We start from the raw sequence: 18,860 nt of genomic DNA, 5'->3' as shown, positions 1-18,860 counted from the left end.
GCGCCGGGCGGCGTCAGCCGAAGACGACGCACGTGGCGGCGGGCACCTCGATGCTCCCCGCCCGGCGCGGCACACCGGTTTCGGAGTCCAGGTCGAACCAGGTCACGTCGCCCGAGCGCTCGTTGGCGACGTAGAGCCTGCGTCCGGCCGGATCGAGGGCCAGATCGCGCGGCCAGTGTCCGCCACAGGGGACCGTGGTGACCAGTTCCATGCCGTCGCCGTGCGGGTCCAGGGCCAACACGGCGACGCTGTCGTGCCCCCGGTTGGCCGCCCAGGCCCAGCGGCCGTCGGCGGAGACCACCAGCTCCGACGGATGGTTCTCCCCCGTTAGGCCGGCGGTGGCGTCCGGCAGCGTCCGGACGGTCGTGGTCGGCTCCAGGGCGCCGCCCCCGCGGTCCCAGCGGCAGCAGGTGACGGTGGAGTCCAGTTCGTTGATGACGTAGACCCGCTCACCGCGCGGGTGGAAGACCAGGTGACGCGGCCCGCTGCCGGGGCGCAGCGGAGTCCGTCCGTGGGGGCGCGGAGCGGCGCCGGCGTGGTCGAGGCGGTAGATCCACACCGAGTCGGCGCCCAGATCCGCCGAGAGCAGCCAACGCCAGGAGGGGTCGGCCACCACGGCATGGGCGTGCGGGCCCTCCTGTCGGTCGCGCACCGGGCCGCTGCCGTGGTGCGGCAGCACGGTCGGTGGTCCGGCCAGGCCGCCGTCGGGCCGCAACCGCAGGGCGCTGACGCTGCCCGAGGTGTAGTTGGCGGTGATCAGCTGTCCGGCCGCGCAGGTCAGGTGGGTGGGGCCGGAGCCGTCGACGGGCACCGGCTCGCCGACCGGGGTCGGTCGGTCGGGGTCGGCCAGGGAGAACGCGGCGGCGTGCCCCTCCTCGGTCTCGCTGACCGCGTAGAGCATCTCCGCTCCCGGCCCCGGTACCAGGTAGGAGGGGTCGGGCACCGCGTCCGTGTGGCGCAGCACGGTCAGCGCGCCGGTGTCGGGGTCGACGGCGGCCGTGGTGACACCGCGTCCGCCCGCCGAGGTGAAGGACCCGATGTAGGCCCGCCGTCCGCCGCCCGTTCCGTCCACTGCGCCGCCCCTCTTCCGTGTCCTTGCCTCCGGGTCCCCACCCGGAGAGCGCCGTGCGTCGCCGGCGTCCGGGCCGACCGTAGCATTGGCCTGGACCAGATTGGGAGCGCTACCACCCTCCGTCCTCCCGTCCACCGGACCCACCCCGTGTCGGCGGCCCGCGGCACCACTGCGATGCTGGTGGCATGCCTTCCCCTGCCGATCTCGCAGTGATCTTCGATCTCGACGGAACGCTCGTGGACAGCGAGCCCGCCTACTACGAGGCGGGCAGACGGCTGCTCGCCTCGTACGGCGTCACCGACTTCGGCTGGGAGGACCACACCCGCTTCATCGGGATCGGCGCCCGGGAGACCCTGACGGTCCTGCGGGAGGAACACGCGATCGAGGCCCCGGTGGAGGAACTCCTGGCCGCCAAGAACCGTCTCTACCTGGAGTTGGCCCGCACCCGGGCGGTTCTCTTCCCCCGGATGCGGCGCCTGGTGGAGCGGCTGCACGCGGCCGGGGTCCCGTTGGCCGTCGCCTCCGGCTCCTCGCGGACCGCCATCGACGCCGTGCTGGACGGCACTCCCCTGGGCGCGCTGCTTCCGGTGCGGGTCTCGTCCGAGGAGGTCGCCCGGGGCAAGCCGGAGCCCGACGTGCTGCTGGAGGCGGCCCGACGACTCGGCGCGGAGCCCGCGCGGTGCGCGGTGGTGGAGGACGCGCACCCCGGCGCGGAGGCGGCCCGCCGCGCCGGGATGCGGTGCCTGGTCGTCCCGTCCCTGCCCGGGACGGCCGACGCCCCCGCCTTCGCCGCTGCGGGGTTGTGCTTCCCGGGCGGTCACCGGGAGTTCGACGCGGAGGTCGCGTACGACTGGCTGGTGGGCGCGGGCGGGGACGGCGACCGGAACGGCTAGGCGAGGAAGCTCAGCCGGACCTTGCGCTCGGGGTTGTCGCCGTTGGTGTCCACCAGACAGACCGACTGCCAGGTGCCCAGCTCCAGTCGTCCCTCCACCACCGGCAGCGTGGCGTGCGGCGGGACGACGGCCGGGAGGACGTGGTCCCGGCCGTGGCCGGGACTGCCGTGCCGGTGGCGCCACCGGTCGTCGGCGGGGAGCAGGTCGCGCAGCGCGGCGAGGAGGTCGTCGTCGCTGCCGGCACCGGTCTCGATGATCGCGATGCCGGCGGTCGCGTGCGGTACGAAGACGTTGAGCAGTCCGTCGCGGCCGCCCGCCACCTCGGCGAGGAACCCCTCGCACTCGCGGGTGAGGTCGGCGACGGTCTCGCCCGAGCCGGTGGTGACACGGAGCACACGGGTGGTGAATCGATCGCTCATACCTCCATCTTGGCGCCTTCCGGTCCCCCGCAGCGTCCCGCGCGCCCGTACGTCGGGTGCCGGGCGTCGGAACCGGGGGTGGGACCGGGGGCGGGGTCGGGAAGCGACGGGGCCTCCGCGTGGTTGATCCGTACATGAACGATGTGGAGGTCGTGGTCGTCGGCGCCGGCCAGGCCGGTCTGTCGAGCGCCCACCACCTGCGGCGCTCCGGGTTCCGGCCGGGCCGGGACTTCGTCGTCCTGGACCGCTCCCCGCGCCCCGGCGGGGCCTGGCAGTTCCGCTGGCCCACCCTCACCTACGGTCGGGTGCACGGCATGCACTCCCTGCCCGGCATGGAGTTGACCGACGCCGACCCCGCACGGCCCTCCTCGGAGGTGATCGGGGAGTACTTCGCCGCGTACGAGCGCGCCTTCGATCTGCGGGTGCTGCGCCCGGTCCGGGTGCGCGCGGTGCGCGAGGCCGGGGACGGGCGGCTGCGGGTGGAGAGCGACACCGGTACGTGGACCACCCGCGCGCTGATCAACGCGACCGGCACCTGGGACCGGCCGTTCGTTCCCCGGGTCCCCGGCCGGGAGACCTTCGCCGGGCGTCAGACGCACACCGTCCGCTACCCCGGTCCGGACGCCTTCGCGGGCGAGCGGGTGGTCGTCGTGGGCGGCGGCACCTCCGCCGTCCAGCACCTGTTGGAGATCTCCCGGGTGGCGGCCGCCACCACCTGGGTGACCCGCCGCGAGCCCGTCTTCACCGAGGGCCCGTTCGACGAGGACCGCGGACGCGCCGCGGTCGCCCTGGTGGAGGAGCGCGTACGGGACGGACTGCCACCGCGGAGCGTGGTGTCGGTGACGGGGCTGCCCATGACCGAGGAGATGCGCCGCGCCCGGGAGGCCGGGGTGCTGCGACGGCTGCCGATGTTCGCCCGGATCACGCCCGAGGGCGTGGAGTGGGACGACGGGAACGCGGTGGCGGCCGACTCGATCGTGTGGGCCACCGGGTTCCGCCCGGTGATCGACCACCTGGCACCCCTGCGACTGCGCGAGCCCGGCGGCGGGATCCGGATGACGGGCACCGAAGCGGCCCGGGACCCGCGCGTCCACCTGGTCGGTTACGGTCCCTCGGCGAGCACGATCGGCGCCAACCGCGCGGGGCGGACCGCGGTCCGCGCGGTGCGGGACCTCCTCGGCCGGAGCCGCCCCGGCAGACCGGAGGCCGGCCGCCGGCCCGAACGCGTGGCCACGCGGAAGACGGCCGCGCGGTGACCGCGAGGCGCGGGGCTCAGCGGGGCGTGGAAATGCTGGAGTCGCGCACGACCAGTTCGGGTTGGAGGACGATCCGCTGGTGGTGGTGCCCGGTGTCGTCCTCACCCGTCTCCTCGATGAGGAGATCGGCGGCCGTGCGGCCCATCCGGAAGGCGGGCTGCCGCACCGAGGTCAGCGGCACGGCGGCGGCCGCGGCGAACTCGATGTCGTCGTAGCCGACCAGTGCGATGTCCCCGGGAACCGAGACCCCGGCGGCGAACAGCGCCTGGAGCACGCCCAGCGCCAGCAGGTCGTTGGCGCAGAACACGGCGGTCGGCCGCGGCGTCATCCCCAGCAGTCGGGCCCCCGCGTCCCGGCCGGCCGTCACGTCCAGCCGTTCGCCCTCGACCCGCCGCAGCGCGCCCTCGGGCAGCCCCGCCTCGCGCAGCGCCGACAGCGCGCCGGTGTGCCGGTCCCGGCACTGCGACAGGTGCATCGGGCCGCTGACGTAGACCAGTTCGCGGTGCCCCTGGGCCAACAGGTGCCGGGCGGCCAGCATCCCGCCGGTGATGTCGTCGACGGAGACCGAGCAGCCCTCCTCGCTGGGGAGCACCCGGTCCACCACGACGTAGGGGATGCCGTGCCGCCGGAAGTCGGCCAGGTTGCGGCCGGTGGTGTCGGCCGGGGTGACCAGGACGCCGCGCACCCGTTGCTCGGCGAAGAGGGAGAGGTAGTCGGCCTCCTCCGCCGGGCTCTGCGCGCTGTTGCACAGCATCACGCCCAGCCCCTCCTCGCGCGCCGCGCGTTCCGCTCCGGAGGCCACGTCGGCGAAGAAGGGGTTGGCCATGTCGAGCACCAGCAGCGCGATGATCCGGCTCCGTCCGGCCCTCAGATGCCGCGCCGACTCGCTGCGCACGTAGCCGAGGCGGCTGATGACGGCCTGCACCCGGGTCCTGGTCTCCTCCGCGACCATCTCGGGGCGGTTGATGACGTTGGAGACGGTGCCGACCGACACCCCCGCCTGACGTGCCACGTCCTTGATGCCAACCATGCGCGCCACGAGTCCGCCCGTCCCCCTGACCTCTTGTCTGCGCGGCGCCTGGCCCGGGGCCGCGCGCCCATGCTACGCATCCGATCCCGATCCGGCGGCCGTCCGCCCCGGTGGGCCCTCCGCCGGCCGCCGCCCGGAGCACCGCGCGTTCCGTCCGGTCACGCCCCTCCCCGGTGGAGGCGGTTGCCGAGCGCTCCCTAGTCGAGGTGGAAGACCTCGGTCAGGGGGCGCATGGCCTCGTCCGGCCGCTCGCCGTCCAAGGACTCGAACAGGCCCGCCATCTCCGCCTGCCAGCGGGCGTTGACCTCCGTCGCCTCCATCGCCGCCCTGGCGGCCTCGAAGTCCTCGGTCTCCAGGTAGCCGACGAGCAGGCCGTCCTCGCGCAGGAAGAGGGAGTAGTTGTGCCAACCGCTCTCGCTCAGGGCCCGCAGCATCTCCGGCCAGACGGCCGCGTGGCGTGCGCGGTACTCCTCGATCCGGTCGGCGCGGATCTTCAGCAGGAAGCAGACGCGCTGCACTGGCTCCTCCTCGTCGAAACACGGACCGCAGGGGCGTGAAAGGTTTCAAGCAGATCGCAGGGACGCTAGGGCCCTCGGACGACACCCGTCAATGCCCGGAGCGAGAAAAACCGAACCCGACCGGAAACGGCGACGGCGCCGCGGTGGCACCCCGTCCGCCCCCTTGACACCCCGTCCGGTCCCCCATAGCTTTCCCGCGATGAAACGATTCATGAAGCCGTTCGGCACCAGGAGCTCTGACGCATGACCGCCGCCGTATCCGCCGTGAAGGCGGCCCTCAGGAACCAGGCCATCGAGACCCCCTCGTGGGCCTACGGCAACTCCGGAACGCGCTTCAAGGTCTTCGCGCAGCCCGGCGTCCCGCGCACCCCGCGGGAGAAACTCGACGACGCGGCCCGGGTGCACGCGCACACCGGTGTCGCACCGTCCGTGGCACTGCACATCCCCTGGGACAGGGTCGACGACTACGCCGCCCTGGCCCGGCACGCCGAGGAGCGCGGACTGCGCATCGGCGCGATCAACGCCAACGTCTTCCAAGACGACGAGTACCGGCTCGGCAGCGTCTGCCACCCCGACGCGGCCGTGCGGCGCAAGGCGCTGGACCACCTGCTGGAGTGCGTCGACATCATGGACGCCACCGGCTCGGGCGATCTGAAGCTGTGGTTCGCCGACGGCACCAACTACCCCGGCCAGGACGACGTCCGCGCCCGCCAGGACCGGCTGGCGGAGGCCCTGGCGGCGGTGTACGAGCGCCTCGGCGAGGGGCAGCGGATGCTGCTGGAGTACAAGCTCTTCGAGCCCGCCTTCTACACCACCGACGTCCCCGACTGGGGAACCGCCTACGCCCACTGCCTCAAACTGGGCGAGAAGGCACAGGTGGTGGTGGACACCGGCCACCACGCGCCGGGCACCAACATCGAGTTCATCGTGGCCGTGCTGCTGCGCGAGGGGAAGCTGGGCGGGTTCGACTTCAACTCCCGTTTCTACGCCGACGACGACCTGATGGTCGGCGCCGCCGACCCCTTCCAGCTCTTCCGGATCATGTACGAGGTGGTGCGCGGCGGGGGCCACGAGTCACGGACCGCCTTCATGCTCGACCAGTGCCACAACATCGAGCCCAAGATCCCGGCGATCATCCGCTCGGTGATGAACGTCCAGGAGGCCACCGCCAAGGCGCTGCTGGTCGACCGGGAGGCCCTCTCCGCCGCCCAGGCCGAGGGTGACGTGCTCGCCGCCAACGCCGTGTTGATGGACGCCTACAACACCGACGTACGACCGCTGCTGGCCGAGGTCCGCGAGGAGATGGGGTTGGACCCGGATCCGATCGCGGCCTACCACCGCTCGGGCTGGGCCGAGCGGATCACCGAGGACCGCAAGGACGGCCGGCAGGCCGGCTGGGGGGCGTGAGGGACACCATGACGGATCGGAACGAAACGGTCGAGGCGCTGCTGGCGCGCTCCCACCGGTTGGGCGCCGACCCCCGCAACACCAACTACGCCGGCGGCAACACCTCCGCCAAGGGCACCGCCGTCGACCCCGTCACCGGCGGTGAGACGGAGCTGCTGTGGGTCAAGGGCTCCGGAGGCGACCTGGGCACGCTCACCGAGCGGGGACTGGCGGTGCTGCGCCTGGACCGGCTGCGCGCCCTCAAGGACGTCTATCCGGGCGTGGAGCGCGAGGACGAGATGGTCGCCGCCTTCGACCACTGCCTGCACGGCAGGGGCGGCGCGGCCCCGTCCATCGACACCGCGATGCACGGCCTGGTGGACGCCGACCACGTGGACCACCTCCACCCCGACTCCGGCATCGCGCTGGCCTGCGCGGCCGACGGGGAAAAGCTGACCGCCGAGTGCTTCGGCGACCGCGTGGTGTGGGTGCCCTGGCGCCGGCCCGGCTTCCAGCTCGGGCTGGACATCGCCGCCGTCAAGGAGACCAATCCGCAGGCGATCGGCTGCGTCCTGGGCGGACACGGCATCACCGCCTGGGGCGCCACCTCCGAGGAGTGCGAGCGCAACTCGCTGGAGATCATCCGCACCGCCGAGGCGTTCCTGACCGAGCGCGGCAGGGCCGAGCCGTTCGGCCCGGTGCTGGACGGCCACGAGCCGCTGCCGGACGCCGAGCGGCGCGCCCGCGCCGCCGCGCTCGCCCCCCATGTCCGCGCCGTCGCCTCGACCGACCGGCCGCAGGTCGGCCACTTCACCGACACCGAGGTGGTGCTGGACTTCCTCTCCCGCGCCGAACACCCGCGGCTGGCCGCCCTGGGCACCTCCTGCCCGGACCACTTCCTGCGCACCAAGGTCCGCCCCCTGGTTCTGGACCTGCCGCCGACCGCGCCCCTGGAGGAGGCCGTCGCGCGTCTGAAGGAGTTGCACGAGGAGTACCGCGCGGAGTACCGGGCCTACTACGAGCGGCACGCCACCGCGGACTCCCCGGCGATGCGCGGCGCGGACCCGGCGATCGTCCTCGTCCCCGGCGTGGGGATGTTCTCCTTCGGCAGGGACAAGCAGACCGCGCGCGTGGCGGGCGAGTTCTACGTCAACGCGATCAACGTGATGCGCGGCGCGGAGGCCGTCTCCACCTACGCCCCCATCGAGGAGTCGGAGAAGTTCCGCATCGAGTACTGGGAGCTGGAGGAGGCCAAGCTGCGCCGGATGCCGGCGCCGAAGGCGCTGGCCACCCGGATCGCGCTGGTCACCGGGGCGGGTTCCGGCATCGGGAGGGCCATCGCGCACCGACTGGCCGCCGAGGGCGCCTGCGTGGTCGTCGCGGACCTCGACGGCGGGAACGCCGAGAAGGTCGCCGAGGAGATCGGCGGGCCGGACAGGGCCGTGGCCGTGACGGTGGACGTCACCGACGAGGAAGGGATCAAGGCGGCCCTCGCCGAGGCCGTCCTCGCCTTCGGCGGTGTGGACCTGGTGGTCAACAACGCCGGCATCTCCGTCTCCAAGCCGCTGCTGGAGACCACCACCGAGGACTGGGACCGCCAACACGCCATCATGGCCCGCGGCTCCTTCCTGGTCTCCCGCGAGGCCGCCCGCGTCATGATCGAGCAGAAGCTGGGCGGCGACATCGTCTACATCTCCTCCAAGAACGGTGTCTTCGCCGGCCCCAACAACATCGCCTACGGCGCCACCAAGGCCGACCAGGCCCACCAGGTGCGGCTGCTGGCCGCGGAGCTGGGCGAGCACGGCATCCGTGTCAACGGCGTCAACCCCGACGGGGTGGTGCGCGGCTCGGGCATCTTCGCCGGCGGCTGGGGTGCCCAGCGCGCGGCCGTCTACGGCGTGCCGGAGGAGAAGCTCGGCGAGTTCTACGCCCAGCGCACCCTGCTCAAGCGCGAAGTGCTGCCCGAGCACGTCGCGAACGCGGTCTTCGCCCTGACCGGCGGCGACCTGAGCCACACCACCGGACTGCACATCCCGGTGGACGCGGGCGTCGCCGCGGCCTTCCTCCGCTGACGTCCCGGCCGGCCGTGAGGGCGCGACGCGCCCTCACGGCCGGCGGCGGGCACCGCCCCCCTTCCCCCGTTCTCCCGTCCTCCTGCCCGTTCCGTCCGCGTCCCGCGAGGTCCCCGTGTCCCCTCCCCCGACCGCCCGTTCGTCCGCCGGCCCCCCGACCGGTCCGCTCTCCTTCGCCGCCGTCGACCTGGGCGCCTCCAGCGGACGCGTCATGGTGGGCACGGTCGGCCCCGACACCCTGGAGCTGCGCGAGGCACACCGCTTCCCCAACCGCCCGGTCCGCGCCGCGGGCACCCTGTACTGGGACGTCCTGGACCTGTACCGGGGCGTGCTGGACGGGCTGCGGGCAGCCGGACGCGCCGCGCCCGACGGGCGGCTCGCGTCCGTCGGCATCGACTCCTGGGCGGTGGACCACGGGTTGCTGGACGCCTCGGGCACGCTGCTGGGCAACCCGGTGCACTACCGCGACGGCCGCACCGACGGCGCCGCCGAGCGGGCCGCGGCCGTCATGTCGCCGAAGGAGCTGTACGCCGCCACCGGCCTGCAGTACCAGCCGTTCAACACCCTTCATCAGCTGGTGGCCGCCCGCGGCTCCTCCGCACTGACCGCCGCCCGGCGCCTGCTGCTGATCCCCGACCTGGTGACGTACTGGCTGACGGGCCGGATGGGCACCGAACTGACCAACGCCTCCACCACCCAGTTGCTCGATCCGCGCACCGGTGACTGGGCCCGACCGGTGGCGGACGCCTTCGGAATCGACCTGTCGCTGTTCCCACCGCTGCGCCGCCCCGGGGACGGGGCCGGCGAGCTGCTTCCGGAGGTGCTGGAGGAGTGCGGACTCGCCGGGCCGGTGCCGGTCACGGCCGTCGGCTCGCACGACACCGCCTCCGCCGTGGCCGGAGTGCCGGCCGAGGGCGGCCGGGCGTTCGCCTACGTGGCCACCGGCACCTGGTCGCTGGCCGGGGTGGAGTTGGAGGCCCCGGTGCTCACCGAGGAGTCCCGGGCCGCCAACTTCACCAACGAGCTGGGCGTGGACGGCACGGTCCGCTACCTGCGCAACATCATGGGTCTGTGGCTCCTCCAGGAGTGCCTGCGCGACTGGGAGGCGGACGGGCTGCGGCCGGAACTGGAGACGCTGCTGCGCGAGGCGGCGAAGGCCCCCGGGCTGCGGTCGGTGGTGGACGCCTCCGATCCGGTCTTCCTGCCGCCGGGGCGGATGCCGGAGCGGATCGCCGAGGAGTGCCGCCGCACCGGGCAACCGGTCCCGCGCGACATGGCCGAGACGGTCCGCTGTGTGCTGGACTCCCTGGCCCTGGCCCACCGCAGGGCGGTCGCCGACGCCCAGCGGTTGTCGGGACACGAGGTGGAGGTGGTGCACATCGTCGGTGGCGGAGCCCGCAACGAGCTGCTCTGCCGGCTGACGGCCGACGCCTGCGGGCTGCCGGTGGTCGCCGGACCGGCGGAGGCGGCGGCCTTCGGCAACGTCCTGGTCCAGGCGCGCGCCGCCGGGGCCGTCCGCGGCGACCTGACCGCACTGCGGTCGTTGCTGCGCGCCACCCGGCCGCTGCGGCACCATGAGCCCGTGGGCGATCGGGGAGCCTGGGACCGGGCGGAGGCCGCGATATGCGGGTAGCGCTGTTCGTGACGTGCGTGACCGACACGCTCTACCCCGGCACCGGGCGGGCCACGGTCGCCCTGCTGGAGCGGTTGGGGGTGGAGGTGGACTTCCCGGCGGAGCAGAGCTGCTGCGGGCAGCCGCAGTTCAACACCGGTTACCGGCGTGAGGCCGAGCCGCTGGTGCGCCGCCACGCGGAGGCCTTCCGCGGCTATGACCACGTCGTCACTCCGTCCGGTTCGTGCGCCGCGATGGTGCGGGAGAACCATCCGCGGATCGCCGCCCGCTCCGAGGACGCCGCGTTGGAGCGGGCGGTGGCCGAGGTGGCGCCCCGGACGTACGAGCTGAGCGAGTTCCTGGTGGACGTGCTGGGCGTGACGGACGTCGGCGCCCACTACCCGCACACCGTCACCTACCACCCCACCTGCCACGGGCTGCGGACACTGGGGTTGGGCGACCGGCCCCGACGGCTGCTGGAGCGCGTGCGGGGACTGGAACTGGTGGAGCTGCCGGGCGCGGCGGAGTGCTGTGGTTTCGGCGGCACGTTCGCGGTGAAGAACGCGGCCGTCTCGGCGGCGATGGGCGCGGACAAGGCGCGCGACATCGAGGGCACCGGCGCCGAGGCGGTGTGCGCGGTCGACAACTCCTGTCTGATGCACATCGGCGGCATCCTCGCCCGGCGGGGCTCGACCGTCCGCCCCGTCCACCTCGCCGAGATCCTGGCAGCCACCGACAGCACCCACAACGCCGACGGCCCCGGCCACGACGGGAGGAGGACGCGATGAGCGGCCGTACCCACCTGGGCATGCCCGCCTTCCCCGAGGCCGCGACCTCGGCCACGCGCGACGCCCGGTTGCGCCGCAACCTGCGCCACGCCACCGGCACCATCCGCGCCAAGCGCGCCGAGGCCGTCGCCGAACTGCCCGACTGGGCGGAGCTGCGGGCCGCCGGCGCGGCGATCAAGGACCGCACCCTGCGCCACCTCGACCACTACCTGGAGCAGTTGGAGGAGGCCGTCACCGCCGCGGGCGGCACCGTCCACTGGGCGGCCGACGCCGCCGAGGCCAACCGGATCGTCACCGAACTGGTGCGCGCCACCGGCGAGACCGAGGTGGTGAAGGTCAAGTCGATGGCGACCCAGGAGATCGGCCTCAACGCGGCGTTGGAGAAGGCCGGGATCCGCGCCTACGAGACCGACCTGGCCGAGCTGATCGTCCAACTCGGCGACGACCTCCCCTCACACATCCTGGTTCCCGCCATCCACCGCAACCGCGAGGAGATCCGCGACGTCTTCCGGGGCCGGATGAGCCGTTGGGGGCGCCCGGCGCCCGAGGGCCTGACCGACGATCCGGCCGAGCTGGCCGAGGCGGCCCGGCTCCACCTGCGGGAGAAGTTCCTCCGGGCGAAGGTGGGCGTCTCCGGCGCCAACTTCATGGTGGCCGAGACCGGCACCCTGGTGGTGGTCGAGTCCGAGGGCAACGGGAGGATGTGCCTGACCCTGCCCGAGACGCTGATCTCGGTGGTCGGCATCGAGAAGGTGGTGCCCACCTGGCGGGATCTGGAGGTCTTCCTCCAGCTGCTGCCCCGGTCCTCCACCGCCGAGCGGATGAACCCCTACACCTCGATGTGGACCGGCACCACGGACTCCGAGACGGCCGACGGGCCGCGCGACTTCCACCTGGTGCTGCTGGACAACGGCCGCACCGACGCCCTCGCCGACACCGTCGGCCGCCAGGCGCTGCGCTGCATCCGGTGCTCGGCCTGTCTGAACGTCTGTCCGGTCTACGAGCGGGCGGGCGGCCACGCGTACGGCTCGGCCTACCCGGGTCCGATCGGCGCGATCCTCACCCCCCAACTGCGCGGCACCACGACGGAGCTGGACGCCTCGCTGCCGTACGCCTCCTCGCTCTGCGGCGCCTGCTACGAGGTCTGCCCGGTCGCCATCGACATCCCGCAGGTCCTGGTGTACCTGCGGGAACGCGTCGCCGAGGGCGGTGAGGTGACGGTGCGCGGACAACGGACGACCATCCGCCCCGCGCGGGGGCACGCGGCCGAACGGGCCGCGATGCGCGCCGCCCGCTGGGCCCTGGACCACCCCGGTGCGCTGCGGGCCGGGCAGCGACTGGCCGCCCGCACCCGGCGGCTGCACCCGCGCCGCCTGCCGGGTCCGGGCCGCGCCTGGACGGCGAGCCGTGACCTGCCCGCCGTCCCGGCCGAGTCCTTCCGCGACTGGTGGCGACGCACCCGGGACGACCGGGCGGAAGGAGACCGACGATGAGCAGCCGCGAGACGGTGCTGGGCCGGGTCCGCCGCGCCCTGGCCGACGTACCGCGCACGGAGGGGCCGGACGACGTTCCCGTACCCCGCCGGTACGAGCACACCCACATGCCGACCGAGGGGCCCGGGGCGACCGGAGCACCGGTCGACCTGCTGGCCGAGAACCTGATCGACTACCGCGCCGTGGTGCACCGCGCCGACGCCGACGGCCTGCCGACGCTGCTGTGCCGGCTGCTGGCCGAACGCGGCAGCACCGAGGTGTTGGTGCCGCCCGGCCTGCCGCCGTGGTGGTTGGCGGCCGCCGACCCGGTGCGGATCCACGACCGGGCGGCCTCCACACCGGACGAGCTGGACACGGTGGACAGCGTGGTGACCGGCTGCGCGGTGGCGATCGCGGAGACCGGCACGATCGTGCTGGACGGCTCTCCCGACCAGGGGCGTCGCCGCATCACCCTGATCCCGGACCACCACGTCTGCGTGGTCCGCGTTCCCGGGCAGGTGGTGGCGTCCGTCCCCGAGGCGCTGGAGCGGCTGGACCCCTCCCGCCCGCTGACGTGGATCTCCGGCCCGTCGGCCACCAGCGACATCGAGCTGAGCCGCGTCGAGGGCGTCCACGGCCCCCGCACCCTGGAGGTCGTCCTCCTGACGGAGTGAACGTTCCGCCCGACGGGGCGGAACGTTGCTCTGTCGGGGCCCGGTCATTGCTCTACACCTGTGTCACCGTGCGTGGCCCCTTGTCGCCCGCGGCGCGCACGGATAGCTTCCCGCCATGCCTTCCCGCCGATCGCTTCTCGCAGCCGGCACGGCCGCCGCGCTGGCCGGCCCGCTCGTTCCCACCACCGCCACCGCCGACGACCGGCCCGACGGCCGACCCGAAGAACGGAACCGCGGCCGTGACGTCGTTCCCGGCGCGGACGTCGCGGCCGCCCGAGGCTGGTCCGTGTTGCGCGGCCGCAGGGTGGGAGTGATCAGCAACCCCACCGGAGTCCTGCGCGACGCCACCCACATCGTGGACTCCATGGCCGCGCACGACGGGCTGGACATCGTCGGGGTGTTCGGCCCCGAACACGGCTTCCGGGGCAGCGCGCAGGCCGGCGAGTCCGAGCCGGAGTTCACCGACCCGCGCACCGGCCTGACGGTGTACGACGCCTACGGCGCGGGCGCGGCGACGATGGCCGAGCTGTTCACCAAGGCGGGGGCGGACACGATCGTCTTCGACATCCAGGACGTCGGCGTCCGCTTCTACACCTACATCTGGACCATGTACAACGCGATGGTCGCCGCCCGCTCGATCGGCGCCCGCTTCGTGGTGCTGGACCGCCCGAACCCGATCGGGCGCCGGGCCGACGGCCCGCTGATGACCGAGGAGTTCACCTCCGGCGTCGGCGCCGAGGTGATCGTGCAGCAGCACGGGATGACGGTGGGCGAACTGGCCCGCTACTTCAACGGCGAGCTGCTGCCGAAGGAGGGCGCGGGCGGGAAGGTAGCGGAGCTGGAGGTCGTGCCGGTGCGCGGCTGGGACCCGTACTCCACCGCGCACGAGAGCGGCCTGCCGTGGGTGCCGCCCTCCCCGAACATGCCGACCCCCGACACGGCCGTCGTCTACGCCGGAACCGGTTACTTCGAGGGCACCAACCTCTCGGAGGGACGCGGTACCACCCGCCCGTTCGAGTTCGTCGGCGCGCCGTACCTGGACCACCGCTACGTCGACCGGCTCAACGCCCGGAAGCTGCCGGGCGTGCGGTTCCGCGAGGGGTACTTCGTCCCCACCTTCGGCAAGCACACCGGCGTCACCTGCGCGGGCGTCCAGATCCACGTCACCGACCCGCGCCGCTACGAGCCGATCCCCACGGCGGTGGCGATGCTGGTGGAGGCGCGCCGCCACCCCGACTTCGCCTGGCGCCGGGACTCCTGGGACACCAGGCGCCCGTTCTGGATCGACAAGCTCTCCGGGTCGCCGCGGCTGCGGGAGATGATCGACGCGGGCAGGGACGCGGACGAGGTCGTGGCCGCCTGGCGGGACGAGGTCCGCGCCTTCGAACGGACGCGGCGGGCGTACCTGCTCTACCGCTGAGGACCACGCCGCGCCGCCGGCCGGATCCGGCCGGCCGAGTCCGCCGTCCGTTCAGCGGCGCGGTCGCTCACAGTCGGTTCGACCGTCCTCTTTGGCGCCCTGGCAGCGGAACACCTCCCGGGGGCGTTCGTCGACATCGGTGATGTTCTCGACCCTCATGAAGGAGATCGCCCGGCCGATCGGCTCTCCCCCGTCCCGGTGGAACTCGATCCTGCCCGTGGCCCCCCAGAAGGGGTTGTGGCCGTTCTGGTGCAGCACCTCGGTGTGGACCGCCGTCGGGGTGATCAGACGCGGGTTCCAGGAGTCGTCGGAGAGCCGAATCCGCGCGGTCAGCGTCTCGACGGCCCGCAGCAGCAGTTTGGCCGAGTCGTAGGCGAGCCCGACGCGCTCGCCCACCGGTTCGTCCGGGGCGTCGCTCCCCCCGCCCGCGCAGCGTGGTGGATCGAGGGTCCCGCCGTCCCTGTCCTCACCGATCAGACGGAGGAACGTGCCCGCCGCCCGGTCCCGCCCCTCCCGCGCCCGGGAACGCAGTTCCTCGCAGGTGGCCAGGGGCGCCTTCGAGGCGAAGACCAGCGGCAGACCGGCCGGTGCGCTTCCGCGCAGCAGGGGGTTGGCCATGTAGCGGTTGACCGAGTCGTCGGCCACCAGGTGGTGCGGCTGGTCGTCGCCACAGGACCTGTCCAACTTCCTGAGGAAGTCGGGGAACTCCGACCACCGCCCGGCGAAGAACAGCATGCCGCGGTAGCCGCACTCCCTGGTCAGCCCCCTGCCCGTGAACTCCTCGGTGTACTCGAGGTTGTCGACCTGCTTCCTCAGTTCCGCGACGAGGGTCGACACGTAGAGGTCGTCGGGGAGCTTGGACCGCTCGCCGACGGTGTAGTAGACCCGTGTGCCCGGGAGGGACAGCGCCTTCCCGTACTCGTCGACCATCCTGGCCTGTTCCCGGTTGGGAGAGGCGATCTGGAGGTAGAGGGGGGAACTCTTGTACATGCCCTCGCCGGAGAGCGTCGGGGCGACCGCGGGGATTCCCACCCGGCCCAGTCGCTCCAGCGCCTCGACCGTGCTCGTCCGGCTCTCCACCAGTCCCACGACACCCACGACGGGAGCGTCCCGCTCCTCGCGCGCCAGGTCCGCGATCATGTCGACCACCGGATCGGCGTGTTCCATCTGGAATCCGGCATTGGCGACGACGATGTGCAACAGCGGTACGTCGTAGGCGGTGCCCGACTCCTGCAGGCCGTGGTACTGGGCGATCGCCAACCCCTCCAACTCCTGCCGCTCGGCGGCGTACGCCTCCTCCTTCCGGGAGGTCTCGCGGCCCGTCAGGGTGCCCAGGTAGACGAGCGTGACGTAGGGGCGGCGCCTCTCGCTGCGCTCCCAGGCGTCACGTACCTCCCGGTTCTGGGCGAAGATCTTCTTCTGGACCTGCTGCAGCTTCTCCTGCCCGGCCTGGTCGTTGAACCTGAAGGCGTCGCTGTCGCTGTAGCCGACGCATTCGTCGGCCATACTGCGGACGGAGACCTGCCCGGAGAACGGACGGTACAGGCAGTCCGGTCCTCCCAACCGGTACCCCACCCAGCCGAGGAGGGGCACGAGAAGCGCGAGGCACGACACGACGGCGAACGCCCGGTGGGCGTACCACGGGGGCGGGGGCGCCTCGACCGGCCGGTACCGGCCGGCCTCCCCGGTGCCGCCGGTGTCGCCCGGCTCCGACAGCTCCACCGGCCGGTACCAGGCCGTGGGCGGATGCGGGGAGGGTCTCCAGTCCGGCTCGTCCTTCCCTGCCGCCCGGCCCGGCCCGGTGGTGTCCAGGTCCTCCAAGGGGAGGACCAAAGGGGCCTCGGGGCCGGCCTCGGCGATCCGCGCGGACGGCCGGGCACCGGCGTACACGACCAGCAGCGGGTCCCACTCCCCGGTCTCGACGCGCACGTCGTTGACCAGTTCGAGCAGCCGCTCCCCCGCGTCCTCGCCATCGCCGGGCGCCGCACCGTCGATCAGCGCCACGGGGTACGCCGTGCGCCGTCTGCCCCGGACGCTCCAGAACGGCCGGGCATACGCCTGGCGCAGATCCTCCAGGAAGGCGTGGACGAGGAGTTTGTCGATCTCCTCCGAACGCCCGCCGTTCCGCCCCGCGGCGACGGTCCGCTCGGCCACGGTCAGGAAGGCGCGCGGCGGGTGCGGCCCGGGGTAGCGCTAGCGGTAGGTGCGGCCGATGCCGGGGATCCGCTCGGAGAGCGCGGCACGGAACAGCATCGCGGGGATCACCCGCTGGGCCAGGAACCACAGGACGTGGTGCACCGTGCCCAGGGTGGCGAAGGGGCTGGGCTCGGCGGCGGCCTCCCCTCGGGGACGGCGGTGTTCCCGCAGCCGACGGACGAGTTCGGTGGGGACGTCGTCGACGTGCCTGCCCGCGATGTCCTGGTGGAGCAGCCACCTCAGCAGTCCGTAGTGGCGGAACCGCAGCCGGTCGGCACCAAAGCGCTGCCCCGGTAACGCGTCACAGAGCCCGGTGAGCAGGTCGAGAAGATCGGGGAGGTCGGGACCGGTCCGCCGACCCGCCGCGTCCCGGACCGGCACCCGTGCGTAGGGCACCGGGTTCCGGGCGCCGCGCAACCGGCCTCCCAGGACGTCGAGAACCGCTTCCGCCCCGTCCCCGGTGATCCGCAGCAGAGGGAGGGGGCGGTCCCTGCGGCGCTCGCGGACCACGAGCCGACGGACCAGTTCCACGAATCCCTCAGTGCCCTTCGGCACCGTGCTTCCGTCGCTCACGCCGCCCCCTCGTCTCGCCGCGCTCCCTTCCGTTCTAGCAACAACGGTGGGCGGCCGGAGGTGAATCGACGATTCCCCCTCGGCGGTGTCCCCGACACCCCTCCCCGGGAACGCTTCGGCCGCTCACGTCGGCGCCGGCGCGTTCACCGGCGGCTCCACCGTGCCCTCACAGCGCCCGGGTGAAGGCGTCGTAGGCCCCCTCCCCGAAGAGCACGAAACGGATCTCCTCGAACGCGTCGTCCCGTTCGGTCTCCTCCCGTACCGCGGCGAGCGCGACGCGGGCCCCGTCCTCCAGCGGCCAGCCGTAAACACCGGTGGAGATGGCGGGGAACGCGACGGTGCGGGCGCCCAGTTCACGTGCCACCCGCAACGACTCGCGGTAGCAGGAGGCCAGTTGGGGGGAGCGGTCCTCCGAGGCGGACCAGACCGGCCCGACCGTGTGGATCACCCACCGTGCGGGCAGCCGCCCGGCGGTGGTGGCGACCGCCTCTCCGGTGGGCAGCACCTTGCCGTACCGGGAGGCCCGCAGGGCACGACACTCGGCGAGGATCTCCGGGCCGCCCCTGCGGTGGATCGCCCCGTCGACTCCGCCGCCGCCCAGCAGCGAGGAGTTGGCGGCGTTCACCACCGCGTCGACGGACTGCTCGGTGATGTCGCCCGGGATGAGATGGATTGTGACCATACAGCCATCCTGCCACCGTGCCGGCGCGGGCCCCCTCCGGTGCGCGGCGTCCCGGCCGGCGGGCCGCCTCAGGACGACCGCGGCCCCACGGACGACGGGGAGGACGGGGACGGCAGGGGGAGCCGGGCCGCCCAGGTCAGCCCGCCCAGCAGGTGACGGCGGAAGACGGGGTCGGCGTAGGACTCCTCGGTGTGCCCCAGAGCGGTGTAGAAGACGCGGCCTCCGGCGTTCCGGTGACACCACGCCAGCGGATGGTCCTCCCCCATGCCGCCGCCCTCGTACGTGCTCTCGTCGGCGGAGAGCAGCACCCGGACCCGACCACGCGGGTTGGAGCGGAAGTCGTACCACTCGTCGGTGAACGGCCAGGAAGCGTCCAGGTGCGCGGTGGCCGGGTGATCGCGGTCCTCGACGAGGACGACGCCCGGCTGGAGCGCGGGGTGCCGGTCGAAGCGGGCGCCGAGCAGCTCGCCGTACCACGGCCAGTCCTCCTCGGTGGTGGTCGCGGCGTGGACACCGACGAAGGCCCCGCCCCCCTCGACGTACGACCGCAGGGCCCGGCGACCTTCGGCCGTGAGCACCACGCCGCTGGTGGAGAGGAAGACCACCGCCCGGCAGTCCTCCCCGCGGAGGGCGGCGACGAGTTCCTCGGGGTCCTCGGTGGCGGTGACGTCGAGTCCGACGGTCGCGGCGAGATCCCGGAAGGCGTCGACACCGTGCGGGATGGAGTCGTGTCGGTAACCGGTGGTCCGAGTGAAGACGGTGATCCTGGCTGGGTCCATGGCCCCATGGTCCCCCAC

The 18,860-nt window shown here is 73.3% G+C and carries 17 protein-coding genes; 9 read left to right on the top strand and 8 right to left on the bottom strand.

The annotated features are described in order from the left end of the window. Window positions 1–13 precede the first annotated feature (13 nt). A complete protein-coding gene (locus tag F0L17_RS23165; protein ID WP_162466599.1) occupies window positions 14–1,072 on the bottom strand; it encodes a beta-propeller fold lactonase family protein in 1,059 nt (352 codons plus the stop codon). A 185-nt stretch (window positions 1,073–1,257) separates the two neighbouring features. Between F0L17_RS23165 and F0L17_RS23160 the strand changes: the two genes are divergently transcribed. Further along, a complete protein-coding gene (locus F0L17_RS23160; RefSeq protein ID WP_155072561.1) occupies window positions 1,258–1,965 on the top strand; it encodes an HAD family hydrolase in 708 nt (235 codons plus the stop codon). On the opposite strand, the gene F0L17_RS23155 is transcribed toward F0L17_RS23160, so the two are convergent. Continuing rightward, window positions 1,962–2,384, bottom strand: coding sequence for a secondary thiamine-phosphate synthase enzyme YjbQ (locus F0L17_RS23155; RefSeq protein WP_155072560.1), 423 nt, complete (start codon window positions 2,382–2,384; stop codon window positions 1,962–1,964). The two genes, F0L17_RS23160 and F0L17_RS23155, sit on opposite strands and share 4 nt — an antisense overlap. Before the next feature lie 134 nt (window positions 2,385–2,518). Here F0L17_RS23155 and F0L17_RS23150 point away from each other — a divergent pair, with 134 nt between their 5' ends. Next, window positions 2,519–3,640 (top strand): NAD(P)-binding domain-containing protein, encoded by a 1,122-nt coding sequence (locus tag F0L17_RS23150; RefSeq protein WP_155072559.1) that lies wholly within the window; start codon window positions 2,519–2,521, stop codon window positions 3,638–3,640. Between the two features lie 16 nt (window positions 3,641–3,656). Here the strand turns inward: F0L17_RS23150 and F0L17_RS23145 are convergent, their stop codons facing one another. Both F0L17_RS23145 and F0L17_RS23140 read right to left on the bottom strand, forming a co-directional pair. Continuing rightward, on the bottom strand, window positions 3,657–4,670 hold the full coding sequence (locus F0L17_RS23145; RefSeq protein ID WP_155072558.1) for a LacI family DNA-binding transcriptional regulator: 1,014 nt from the start codon (window positions 4,668–4,670) through the stop codon (window positions 3,657–3,659). A gap of 197 nt (window positions 4,671–4,867) precedes the next feature. Continuing rightward, on the bottom strand, window positions 4,868–5,188 hold the full coding sequence (locus tag F0L17_RS23140; RefSeq protein WP_162466598.1) for an L-rhamnose mutarotase: 321 nt from the start codon (window positions 5,186–5,188) through the stop codon (window positions 4,868–4,870). A gap of 243 nt (window positions 5,189–5,431) precedes the next feature. On the opposite strand from F0L17_RS23140, the gene rhaI reads away from it, so the two are divergent. The 7 genes from rhaI (at window position 5,432) to F0L17_RS23105 (ending at window position 14,612) form a co-directional block, all read left to right on the top strand. Next, window positions 5,432–6,595: an L-rhamnose isomerase gene (rhaI, locus tag F0L17_RS23135; protein WP_155072557.1), complete on the top strand. Its 1,164-nt coding sequence runs from the start codon at window positions 5,432–5,434 to the stop codon at window positions 6,593–6,595. Between the two features lie 8 nt (window positions 6,596–6,603). Then, window positions 6,604–8,646, top strand: coding sequence for a bifunctional aldolase/short-chain dehydrogenase (locus tag F0L17_RS23130; protein WP_155072556.1), 2,043 nt, complete (start codon window positions 6,604–6,606; stop codon window positions 8,644–8,646). A 115-nt stretch (window positions 8,647–8,761) separates the two neighbouring features. After that, on the top strand, window positions 8,762–10,279 hold the full coding sequence (locus F0L17_RS23125; protein ID WP_338018185.1) for a rhamnulokinase: 1,518 nt from the start codon (window positions 8,762–8,764) through the stop codon (window positions 10,277–10,279). Beyond that, entirely contained in the window at window positions 10,270–11,046 is a 777-nt protein-coding gene (locus F0L17_RS23120; protein WP_155072555.1) for a (Fe-S)-binding protein, read from the top strand. The genes F0L17_RS23125 and F0L17_RS23120 overlap by 10 nt, the downstream gene beginning before the upstream one ends. After that, window positions 11,043–12,539 carry a lactate utilization protein B gene (locus F0L17_RS23115; RefSeq protein WP_155072554.1) on the top strand — a complete coding sequence of 499 codons (1,497 nt, stop codon included), beginning with the start codon at window positions 11,043–11,045 and terminating at the stop codon, window positions 12,537–12,539. Before F0L17_RS23120 ends, F0L17_RS23115 begins: the two co-directional genes overlap by 4 nt. Continuing rightward, window positions 12,536–13,192 carry a LutC/YkgG family protein gene (locus F0L17_RS23110; protein WP_155072553.1) on the top strand — a complete coding sequence of 219 codons (657 nt, stop codon included), beginning with the start codon at window positions 12,536–12,538 and terminating at the stop codon, window positions 13,190–13,192. Before F0L17_RS23115 ends, F0L17_RS23110 begins: the two co-directional genes overlap by 4 nt. A 115-nt stretch (window positions 13,193–13,307) precedes the next feature. Beyond that, the gene (locus F0L17_RS23105) at window positions 13,308–14,612 is read left to right on the top strand and encodes an exo-beta-N-acetylmuramidase NamZ family protein (RefSeq protein WP_155072552.1); all 1,305 of its coding nucleotides are present in this window, start codon (window positions 13,308–13,310) and stop codon (window positions 14,610–14,612) included. A 51-nt stretch (window positions 14,613–14,663) separates the two neighbouring features. Here F0L17_RS23105 and F0L17_RS23100 read toward each other — a convergent pair whose 3' ends face one another. The 4 genes from F0L17_RS23100 to F0L17_RS23085 all read right to left on the bottom strand — a co-directional run bounded on the left by F0L17_RS23100 (window position 14,664) and on the right by F0L17_RS23085 (window position 18,842). Next, window positions 14,664–16,766, bottom strand: coding sequence for a hypothetical protein (locus F0L17_RS23100; RefSeq protein WP_155072551.1), 2,103 nt, complete (start codon window positions 16,764–16,766; stop codon window positions 14,664–14,666). Window positions 16,767–16,805: 39 nt separating this feature from the next. Next, window positions 16,806–17,363: a hypothetical protein gene (locus F0L17_RS23095; RefSeq protein ID WP_162466597.1), complete on the bottom strand. Its 558-nt coding sequence runs from the start codon at window positions 17,361–17,363 to the stop codon at window positions 16,806–16,808. Window positions 17,364–17,547: 184 nt separating this feature from the next. Beyond that, on the bottom strand, window positions 17,548–18,063 hold the full coding sequence (locus tag F0L17_RS23090; RefSeq protein ID WP_155072549.1) for an O-acetyl-ADP-ribose deacetylase: 516 nt from the start codon (window positions 18,061–18,063) through the stop codon (window positions 17,548–17,550). Between the two features lie 68 nt (window positions 18,064–18,131). Further along, on the bottom strand, window positions 18,132–18,842 hold the full coding sequence (locus F0L17_RS23085) for a ThuA domain-containing protein (protein ID WP_155072548.1): 711 nt from the start codon (window positions 18,840–18,842) through the stop codon (window positions 18,132–18,134). Window positions 18,843–18,860 lie beyond the last annotated feature (18 nt).

Origin of the sequence: Streptomyces taklimakanensis (assembly GCF_009709575.1) — a bacterium.
GTDB lineage: Bacteria > Actinomycetota > Actinomycetes > Streptomycetales > Streptomycetaceae > Streptomyces > Streptomyces taklimakanensis.
The sequence above is the reverse complement of the archived record's forward strand: the minus strand, read 5'-3'. Positions and strand labels throughout refer to the sequence as shown.

Excerpts from the sequence above, each read along its gene's own strand:
- F0L17_RS23160 (WP_155072561.1), top strand. The coding sequence starts at position 1,258 with ATGCCTTCCCCTGCCGATCTCGCAGTGATCTTCGATCTCGACGGAACG.
- F0L17_RS23155 (WP_155072560.1), bottom strand. The coding sequence starts at position 2,384 with ATGAGCGATCGATTCACCACCCGTGTGCTCCGTGTCACCACCGGCTCG.
- F0L17_RS23150 (WP_155072559.1), top strand. The coding sequence starts at position 2,519 with ATGAACGATGTGGAGGTCGTGGTCGTCGGCGCCGGCCAGGCCGGTCTG.
- F0L17_RS23145 (WP_155072558.1), bottom strand. The coding sequence starts at position 4,670 with ATGGTTGGCATCAAGGACGTGGCACGTCAGGCGGGGGTGTCGGTCGGC.
- rhaI (WP_155072557.1), top strand. The coding sequence starts at position 5,432 with ATGACCGCCGCCGTATCCGCCGTGAAGGCGGCCCTCAGGAACCAGGCC.
- F0L17_RS23130 (WP_155072556.1), top strand. The coding sequence starts at position 6,604 with ATGACGGATCGGAACGAAACGGTCGAGGCGCTGCTGGCGCGCTCCCAC.
- F0L17_RS23120 (WP_155072555.1), top strand. The coding sequence starts at position 10,270 with ATGCGGGTAGCGCTGTTCGTGACGTGCGTGACCGACACGCTCTACCCC.
- F0L17_RS23115 (WP_155072554.1), top strand. The coding sequence starts at position 11,043 with ATGAGCGGCCGTACCCACCTGGGCATGCCCGCCTTCCCCGAGGCCGCG.
- F0L17_RS23110 (WP_155072553.1), top strand. The coding sequence starts at position 12,536 with ATGAGCAGCCGCGAGACGGTGCTGGGCCGGGTCCGCCGCGCCCTGGCC.
- F0L17_RS23105 (WP_155072552.1), top strand. The coding sequence starts at position 13,308 with ATGCCTTCCCGCCGATCGCTTCTCGCAGCCGGCACGGCCGCCGCGCTG.
- F0L17_RS23090 (WP_155072549.1), bottom strand. The coding sequence starts at position 18,063 with ATGGTCACAATCCATCTCATCCCGGGCGACATCACCGAGCAGTCCGTC.
- F0L17_RS23085 (WP_155072548.1), bottom strand. The coding sequence starts at position 18,842 with ATGGACCCAGCCAGGATCACCGTCTTCACTCGGACCACCGGTTACCGA.